This window comes from Agrobacterium sp. ST15.13.013 (genome assembly GCF_027956525.1).
Lineage (GTDB): Bacteria > Pseudomonadota > Alphaproteobacteria > Rhizobiales > Rhizobiaceae > Agrobacterium > Agrobacterium salinitolerans.
In genome coordinates this window covers 1-8,776 of sequence record NZ_JAQKGP010000051.1, presented here as the reverse complement: position 1 = coordinate 8,776, position 8,776 = coordinate 1, and the positions used below count along the sequence as shown (strand labels likewise).

General features: G+C 56.3%; 5 protein-coding genes and 1 pseudogene. 3 read left to right on the top strand and 3 right to left on the bottom strand.

The genetic code is table 11. The features are described from left to right. Positions 1 to 38 precede the first annotated feature (38 nt). Positions 39 to 1,076: a GGDEF domain-containing protein gene (locus PL597_RS25525; RefSeq protein ID WP_271366606.1), complete on the bottom strand. Its 1,038-nt coding sequence runs from the start codon at positions 1,074 to 1,076 to the stop codon at positions 39 to 41. A 223-nt stretch (positions 1,077 to 1,299) separates the two neighbouring features. Next, a complete protein-coding gene (locus tag PL597_RS25520) occupies positions 1,300 to 4,461 on the bottom strand; it encodes an autotransporter family protein (protein ID WP_271366605.1) in 3,162 nt (1,053 codons plus the stop codon). A 347-nt stretch (positions 4,462 to 4,808) separates the two neighbouring features. Here PL597_RS25520 and PL597_RS25515 point away from each other — a divergent pair, with 347 nt between their 5' ends. The 3 genes and pseudogenes from PL597_RS25515 to PL597_RS25505 all read left to right on the top strand — a co-directional run bounded on the left by PL597_RS25515 (position 4,809) and on the right by PL597_RS25505 (position 7,832). Next, complete coding sequence (locus tag PL597_RS25515; protein WP_271366604.1) at positions 4,809 to 5,951, top strand: Fic family protein; 1,143 nt, start codon at positions 4,809 to 4,811, stop codon at positions 5,949 to 5,951. A gap of 63 nt (positions 5,952 to 6,014) precedes the next feature. After that, a pseudogene (locus tag PL597_RS25510) lies at positions 6,015 to 6,740 on the top strand (IS6 family transposase). Positions 6,741 to 6,890: 150 nt separating this feature from the next. After that, positions 6,891 to 7,832 (top strand): LysR family transcriptional regulator, encoded by a 942-nt coding sequence (locus PL597_RS25505; protein WP_191218509.1) that lies wholly within the window; start codon positions 6,891 to 6,893, stop codon positions 7,830 to 7,832. On the opposite strand, the gene PL597_RS25500 is transcribed toward PL597_RS25505, so the two are convergent. Beyond that, a complete protein-coding gene (locus PL597_RS25500; protein WP_191218508.1) occupies positions 7,783 to 8,514 on the bottom strand; it encodes an SDR family oxidoreductase in 732 nt (243 codons plus the stop codon). The two genes, PL597_RS25505 and PL597_RS25500, sit on opposite strands and share 50 nt — an antisense overlap. Between the last annotated feature and the right edge of the window lie 262 nt (positions 8,515 to 8,776).

Sequence of the window (8,776 nt, the reverse complement as noted above, 5' to 3'; positions counted from 1 at the left end):
ATCGCTGTCCGCGAATTAGCGGAAATGCTGTCCCGGATTTAGTGAAATCGCTGTCCGGGATTTAATGGAATCCCTGTCCGCGAATTACCGAAACCCGCAATTTCTTTGAAGGCGAGCCGGACGACCTCAGCAAGAGCCGAAGCTGTAGCGGTCTGGCCCGGTGCGAGCAAGATCGCGAACTCCTCACCGCCCAAGCGGCCGACGATCGCATCGTTGGGAGCGTTACCCTTGAGAATTTCGGAGAAAGCTCGAATGACGCGGTCTCCACCGCTGTGTCCATAGCGGTCATTGATTGACTTGAAGTAATCGAGGTCGCTCACGATCACAGACACCCGTGCATCCGCGGACTGCCGCGCCATAGCGTTGAGTGCACGCGGCTCGAAGCCGCGACGATTAAGTAATCCCGACAAGGCATCGATCTGGGCATCCGACTTGATGCTGTCCAACACGTCACTTGCGATCACCGCGAATATACCTACGGCTGTCATTGCGCAAATAAGTGCGTCCGATATAGAGACAACGAGCCAATAAGCTCCTTCAAACCCTCCCTCTACGTTACCCGAAGCAAGCAAGAAAAGAGGGCGGAGAAGAAAGCCTCCACACGAAATTATAATCAAACCGAAAAGTACCTGCTCGACCGGGGTGCGATCGCGAGCCTTTGCTACATCAAACAGCATCACAAGACCAACCGCCGCGAGCCCACCGTTCAGGAAAATGACTCGCATAAGCAGGCTTTGCTCCACAAACTGATGATAATAGAGAGCGCTCAATGCAAGTGCGGCGATACTCACGACAGCGAGATATCGTGGTCGTTGTGCGCGCCTGATGGACAGTCCAATAGACAGTAATACCATGGAGGACATCAAGAATACGTTGGCCAGCAACCGTAGTAGTGGATCCCCAAGCGAAAAGGCAAAATAGAATATGACGAAACATAGTGCTCTCACCGAATATGAAAGAGCGAAGATAGCAATATAGGTAAGATGCCTGTGGTGGTGCCAGAGCACGAACATCGATATGCAAAACAGTGCAGACATGCCCGTATTCAACAGGCCTATGACGTCTTGATAACTCATATCTGACCGCCCATGGTGCCCGCCCTACGCACCTATATCGCACTCTTCAAAGTTGCGATAACACGGCTCTTGTAAATATCGGGTAAACCTGGCGCACCACGGGCAAGGCTTGGTTGATCTCGGCTAACAACCCGCTTCGCGGCTTCTAAAGGGAGGCATCCGCGGTGACGCCTTTTCTTCCCTGACGTTATCGAAGGTGATCTCACATGGCTCCGATCGTCCTCTAAAACTTCACGGTGAACCCAATCGTGCCATTGAAGCTGGTATTGCCGGAGAGATCGGCCAGACTGGTGTTGATGCCCGCCTGCCCGTGCACGGCATATCTTTCGTTATCCCAGGCATAGGTGCCGCCAAGGCCAAGCCCGCCCCAGAGGCGTTCCTGCGAATTACGGAATGACACGCCGGCGACGTCCGTTCTCGCATCAGGCGACAGGTCATAATAAAGATTGGCGATGCCATAGGCCTGCAGGTGGCTCCGCACACCGGCCTCATCCGTCCAGCTGTTTTCATAATCCGATGACAGGCCTAGACGTAGCGTCAAATCATTGTCCCTGCCCAGAGATACGGCTGAACCAAAGGCATCGGTAAAGTCGCGGTAGCTCAGGCCGGAAAAGCTGAGCTGCGCCTGCGGGGTCAGGCTCCAGCCGGGACTGACGGCAATCTGCTGGCCTGCCTCGACACCCAGCGCATAACCAAAACCATTAATCCCCGAGGCAAGCCGGGTGGCTGCGGTGGTGGAGTTGAGGTCATTGTCAAACCAGGTGAGGTTAAGCTGACCATCGACATAAAAGCCGCCATTGCCATACCAAGTCAACGTGCTGCCAAGGCCGTAACCATTGCTGCTGATGGTGCCATTGCCGTATGCCGAGGTGATGTCACCATTGATGGTGCCGTAACGCACGGACAAGCCGCCAACCAGATTGCCACCCGTTGATGACATGAGTTCAATGTCGGTCCCGGCCTGTAGCTGCCAGGTATCAACGGTGTAGTCTGCACCTGTAGTGGAGGAATGCGGTGACAGGCGATCATGTTGGCCGACAATGCGGCCCCAAACGCTGTAACCACCACCATCAGAACCCTGCCCGGTATTGGCGCTATTGTCGCCACTGACGCTCCAGACACGGCTTCCGACACGCTGTTGCAGCGTATCCAGCGAATTGAAGCGCTGCAGCACGGAGGAATAGGCCTCGTAAACCGGTGCACCGGCTTGATAAAGCGGCGTACCTGACGACAACAGGGTCGAGCGCAGATACCAGTCACCGTCTGCTGGGGTGCTGACACCGCCCTGATACAGCCGGTAGGCATAAGCACCGGCGACCACGGCCTGATCACCTTCAAAAACATAACTGCCGAGTAAAGAGAACGTGCCGGCGGAGCTGCCGCCGACGTCGATGATCTTGATGCCTTCTACTGTCTGATCACCGGTGCCACCAACATTGATGACACGCACATTGGTGGTGCCAGATGTGTTCCCCGTGATAATCAACTGGTCGGTAGAAGACGTATCGTCGCCCAGCACGGTTTCAATTTCCAACGTGCCGCCGCTTCCGATATAGTCCCCCGCAACCGTCAATCTGCCGATGGAGTTGCCCGGTGCAATGGTACCGCCGGCAAAGTTGGTGGTGGTGCCCACCTGGCCGATCCCCTGCAGACGTCCGCCATAAACCTCCATGGTGCCGCCGAGCGCGTTGTTGACCGACAATATGCCATCATAAACGCCTGATACGCCAAGCAATGCGGTATTGTTGGCGGTGAGAATTGCCTGGCCGGAACCCACCTGCCGCACGCCGCCGGAGCCGCTTATGGTGCCAGTGAATGTCACGACATCAGAGCGGTTAAAAGCCAAGATACCATTATTGGCGACATCACCAACAATGCTGCCCGTCGTGCCATTGTTGCCCAGCCGCAGCGTGCCGTCCTCAATTGTGGTGTTGCCGCTATAGGTGTTTGCGCCTGTCAGCGTCAGGGTGCCCGCGCCCTGTTTGGTCAAGCCACCGATACCGGTGAGTTCGGGAGCAACGCCGATATTATACCCGTTGGTATCAAAATAACCGCCATTGGCGTCCAACAGCACCTGCTGGCTGCCAAAACCGGTGAAAAAAGCACTGTTGTTTCTGGTTGCCCTGATGATACCGCCATCCAAGGTGACATTGGCGGTGCCCATGCCGCCGCGAACAAAATTGGTCTCCAGCACGCCGCGCGCGCCAACTGTGCCGTTTATATCCAGGGCGCCGACTGCGGTCGACGAGGAAATGCCAAGCCAGACACCATCGCGCACATAAACGCTTGCGCCATCTTCAATGGTGATGTCGCCCATTCCGTAGTTGCCCAGATTGAGATTATAGTCGCCGATGGACCAGCTGGATCCGGCACCAGTAACGGTTACGCTTCCGAAACCCGCAGCACCGGCGCCAACATATCCCTGCTGGCTGGATACCGTCGCACCATCCTCAATTCTCAATGTGCCACTGGCATAACTGCCAACAGTGAGCTGGTCGGAAATGCTCCAGCTAGAGGAGGTGCCGGAAACAGTAGCGGAACTTGTGTCGGTGTCTCCGATAGTGGCAAGTCCGCTGGACACTTGTCCGCGACCTTCAATTCTCAGGATGCCGTTGCTGACGGTGATGCGGCCTGCATTTTCCCAGGATGAGCCGTCGCCGGACACCAAGACTTTGCCCTCGTTGGTGCCACCGATATAGGTATCGGCATTAACGGTGAGTTTGCCGCCGAAAAGAACTTGCAAGTCGCCATCGCCGCTGTCGCCAACCCCGAAATAATCATTGCTGGTCCAGGTTGATGCGTTGCCAAAACCATCTGTGCCCGAGACAAGGGCGACGCCATCCACCACGCCGCTGGAATTGGTGACACTGGCCCCGCCGGTGACATTGAGCGTGCCGTCGACTACCCGTGTTTCGGTAGCGGTCAGAGTTGAAGCCCCACCTGTCACTGTCAATGTGCTGGTAGCTTCCACGGAGACAGAGTTAGCGGTACCGGCGCCTGAAAGGCTCACGGTGCCCGGCGCGATAACAACATCGGCCGAAAAATCCGGAACGGCGTTGGAACTCCAGTTGCCGGCATCAAACCAATCGTTATTGCCCGCACCGCCCGTCCAGTCAGCCGCCGTAACCGAAACCGGTACCGCCGCGAAGGCCAGAACGAGCGGTGCGGTGGACAAAAGCAGGCGTTGATAGGACGGCAGAAGTTGGCGAAGGGCTTGACGCTTTGGCATGGCGACCCCGAGAAGAGAGGGTGTGATGATTATCAAAGCATGAAAAAAGATGATTAATATCTGCCTAATATTCCCGTCAAAGCAGCAAAAATCTTGAGGACACGCAGTTGGCAGCAGCCTCCTCACCGCCCGTCCATTTCCTGAAATGCAGTCCATGATCAAGACACTGCGCGAGTGATACAAAGGCTCCGACCTAGGTATTAGCGGCGCGCAGGGCCTGACGAGTTCGCTTTTGACTCGTCCTATACACCGGAATTGATATCCTTTAAGGTCTTGAAAGGATCTGAACCAGCGACCCTGCCAATCAATTTTCCCCGGTTTGGAGATTGTCTTGCCAAAGCGATTTCTTGGCACGATGTAAATAAGATCGACCAGTCTCTTCAATTCATCGCGCCAGCAAGCATCACTGATTGAAGCGCCGTGCGGAGATTAAGCGCAATAAAATCCGCATAAGTGCGGAGATTAAACTTGCTATTCTCCGCATCCGGAGCGTACTCTGAACCATGGTGTATATCTGGCAATCCTCTCAATGGCCGAAGTTCCAATGGAAACTCGAGCGTTTGGCATCGAGGATTTCAGCCGTACGCCTCGATCAGGGGCGCCTCATCGGCCGCGTCGAGAGTCTCGGGTTTCGTACACGCGAGGCAACGTTCCTGCAGGCGCTTACAGACGACGTTGTCAAATCGTCGGCGATCGAAGGGGAGCGCCTGGATGAACAGCAGGTCCGATCATCGTTAGCCCGACGGCTTGGTATCGACATCGATGGCTTCGTGACGCCGAACCGCTCGGTCGAGGGCATTGTCCATATCACTCTCGACGCCACGATCAATTGCTCACAACCACTGACGGCGGAGCGGTTATTTCAATGGCATGCAGCGCTCTTTCCGACCGGCCGAAACGAATGGGGCCACAAGCTTCGTGTCGGCGAGTGGCGTGACGGCTCAGGCGGGCGTATGGAGATCGTTTCTGGCGCATTCGGATACGAGAAAGTTCACTATGTCGCGCCGCCGGCAGATCGCTTAGAGCATGAGATGTCAACCTTCCTCGAATGGTTTAACGAAACACATGATCTCGATCCTCTCGTAAAAGCGGCTGTCGCCCACCTTTGGTTCGTAGCCATCCATCCTTTCGGGGATGGCAACGGTCGCATCACCCGTGCAATCGCCGACATGACACTTGCACAGAGTGGTGGTGGGGCACAGAGACTTTACTCTATGTCCGCCGCTATCGAGAGATCGCGCGCTGGCTATTACGAAGCCCTGCAATTAATCACCAGCAATGAATCTCTCGACATAACGAGCTGGGTTGAATGGTTCTTGGATCGTTTGGGCAACGCTGTTGAAGGCGCGCTGGCAACTCTTGACAACGTCATGCTGAAAAATGACTTTTGGCAAAAGCACGCTGCGCATGATCTTAACCCGCGACAAGCCAAGGTCCTCAACAGGTTGCTAGAGGGCAACTTCGAAGGCAAGCTCACATCGACGAAGTGGGCGAAGCTGACGAACGCATCTCAAGACACGGCGTCCCGCGACATTGCAGACCTGTTGGAGAAAGGCATCCTACGAAAAGGAGAAGCTGGAGGCCGCAGCACATCCTATGAGGTGATTGTGGATTTGCCAGTGAACCAATTGTCCAGAGGAGCTTAATCAGGAGGCGTTAGAATTGGCGGGGCAGCGTCGCCTTAATTTTTATAGGATAGAGCGGAGGGGATGAACAATTCTTCAATTTCCTTCGCGACCCATCGTTACAAACGTCATCGTTTTCCAGCCGAGATCATCGCTCACGCGGTCTGGCTGTATTTCCGGTTTCCGTTGAGCCTGCGCCATGTCGAGGATTTGCTGGCTGAACGCGGTATCGACGTTTCGTTCCAGACAGTGTCGGAATGGGCCGCCAAATTCGGCTCCGAGTTTGCTGCTTCGCTCCGTCGGCGCTCAAAGGGCGGCTTTGCCGATAAATGGCACCTCGATGAAATGGTGGTAACCATCAAAGGCCGGAAATACTGGCTCTGGCGTGCCGTCGATGCTGAAGGCTATGTGCTTGAAGCCCTTTTGCAAAGCCGTCGCGACAAAAAGGTAGCACTTAAATTGATGCGCAAGTTGCTCAAAGGCCAGGCCTCATGCCCCGTGTGATCGTCACAGACAAACGCCGGTCCTATGATGCCGCCAAACGCGATATCATGGCCCTGCGTTGAGCATCGTTCGCATAAGGGGCTGAACAATCGGGCCGAAAATTCCCATCGCCCCATAAGGCGGAGAGAACGGATCATGATGCGGTTCAAGTCTGCCGCGCAATGCCAACGTTTCGCTTCAAATCACGGCCCGATTTCAAACCTCTTTCTGTTTCACCGCAAACATCAATCCGCCGCCGATCACTGGACACTTCGCACCGAGGCTATGGCCGTCTGGCGTGAAATCACGTTGCCAAATTCCATATAAAGTCGGCCGTTGCTGAACTCTGACGTCCTGTTCAAGTTAAGGCGACGCTGCAGGCACCCTGTCCTGTAGCAAGGCCTTGCGGAAGGCAAGGTAGCCACTGGGCCATTCGCGCACCTTGACGGGCGAGCTCGACGATGCCAGCTTCTACGCATGAATCCCAAGTTGATGACAACATTCCTTGCCGTCCTGCGTCATGGCAGCTTCACTCGGGCGGCGCAAGACGTGCATCTTGCTCAGTCAACGGTCAGTGATCAGATACAGACGTTAGAATTGGAGCTTGGAACGGCGCTATTTGTGCGTTCAAAAGTTGGGCTTGAGGTTACGCCTGCCGCCCTTGCCCTTCGACCATATGCTGAGGAGATTTTAGCGTTACGCGACGAGGCGCTTGCTGCCGTTGCGGACACAATTGATAGCGAGAGCCAATCGCTGACGGTGGGTTGCCTCGAGACGATCGCATCCTGCCGGCTCGCTTCGTGGCTGCCCGACTTTAGAGCCAGCCATCCCAAGGTCGACGTGAAGCTGAGGATCGCCGGCAGCGGCGAGCTGCGGCGGCTCTTGGAGCAAGGACAGCTTGATGCTGCCATCTGCTTTCACGACGACGACCCTGGCCACGGTTTCGTCGTTCGAACCCTCGGAAGGGAGCCGCTGGCGCTTCTTCAAAAACCGGCGTGCAAGAGGGCCGAGCCGCTCGCCGATATCGGCGCGCTCGCGGCAGAGGAATTCGTCGTCACGGAGACCGGCTGCACCTACCGGCGCATGTTCGATGAGTTTTTCACCAAGGGCGGTGCCAGACCTCCGCGTCCGATCGCGGAGGTCAATAGCGTAGCCTCGATTATCAGTTTTGTCGCAGCCGGTTCATGCCTCGGCATCATTCCGCGGCTGGCAGCCGAGGCGGCGGTGCGGCGCGGCGACGTTGTGGAAATTCCCTGGCCTGGAACGACATCGCCAAGCGTCCCTCTCGTCATGATCTGGCGTCGCCGTAGGATACAGCCACAGGCATTGAGGCAGTTTCTTGCGGCGACCAACGGAAATTTCGCAGATCTCAGACCAGGCGATGGCCGCCCTCCACGTGAAGAACCGCGCCTGTCGTGAAGCCGTTTTCCATCAGGAAGGCGATGGCATCCGCGATGTCTTCGGGAAAGCCGATCCGGCCGACGGGAAGCCGTTCGGCCATCGCCCGTAAGGTCTCGGCCTTTTTGTCACCGGCCACGAATTGCCATATGGGCGTGTCGACCCAGCCGGGAGAGACGGCATTGACCCGGATGGGGGCCAGTTCTATCGCAAGCGCCCGCACCATGCCCTCGAGTGCCGCGTTCACGGCAGCCACCACTGTTCCCTTGGCGGCCGGCCGGTAGGCTGCCACGCCCGAGGTAAAGGTTAGCGATCCGCCGGGGCGCAGTCGCGCTGCGCCATGTTTGGCAATGTGAATGGGAGCGAAGACCTTGCTGTCGAAGGCGCGTCGCACCGCCTCCATTTCAAGAGCCGGAAGCAGTTCGTACGATCCTCGAATGTCTGCTGCAGTGGAGACGATGTGATCGACGGGTCCGATCGTGTCGAACAGCGCCGCCACTTCGCTCTCGCGCGTGGCATCGAGGCAAACGGTCGATAAATTCATGCACCTTCCTATCGCCTCTGCTGCCTGCGCCAGACGCTGCTCGTCCCGGCCCGCAATGATGACCTCCATCGACTGTCCTGCCAATCGACGGGCAAGGGCGAGGCCCATACCCGAGCTGCCGCCGACGATGAGGGCTCTGTTGCCGGTCTTGAATGTCATGGGTTTTGCTCCTGTCAAAGTTACACCCTTTTCTTTGTCAGGTGGGTGCTTGCAGCGAAAACGGATAAATCAGATAGGGTTATCGGGAAATCCGATTGCCCCATGACGTGCGCGGCAAGGTAGGCATAATGACTTCATTGTATGTATCGGCGTGGAATATTAACACTACTTTGGCAGATTAACTGACGGTTAACGATAATCGGCCATCTTTGGCCCCTCAAAAAGGGGTGCGGTGGATGGTGGAGCAGAATATTGCACTGGC